Annotated in this window: 1 pseudogene; it reads left to right on the forward strand. The window is 61.1% G+C overall.

The features are described 5' to 3' along the window. Positions 1 to 254, forward strand: a pseudogene (locus tag EN893_RS37620) (NAD(P)/FAD-dependent oxidoreductase); the annotation flags it as partial. Positions 255 to 440 lie beyond the last annotated feature (186 nt).

A 440-nucleotide genomic window follows, 5' to 3' on the forward strand; every position in this document is an offset into this window, starting at 1 on the left:
ACACGACCGCGCGTCCTTTCCACTACAGGCATGCCGGCGATCTCGCCACGATCGGCAAGCGCGCCGCGGTGATCGATTTCGGCTGGCTCAAGCTGACCGGCTGGGCGGCCTGGTGGCTGTGGGGAGTGGCGCACATCTATTTCCTGATCGGTTTTCGCAACCGGCTTGCGGTTTCGCTGAGCTGGCTATGGATCTACGCGACAGGCCAGCGCAGCGCGCGGCTGATCACCCAAGGCGACGACGACAAGGGCTGATTTCCTCGCCCCGATCGTTCATCCGCACGTCATCCGTTGCTGATCGAGTGGCGGCTTCATGCGCGCGACTTGTTGAATGGACTTAAGCAGGTTTCAGAGCGAAGTTCGCTTCGGGGCAGGGCTTGTCAGTTGTCGAAGGAGAAAACATGTCGCAACTGCTCCATCCCATATCCCGCCGCGATCTCC

The sequence above is a fragment of the Mesorhizobium sp. M7A.F.Ca.CA.004.04.2.1 genome, assembly GCF_004022825.1.
GTDB lineage: Bacteria > Pseudomonadota > Alphaproteobacteria > Rhizobiales > Rhizobiaceae > Mesorhizobium.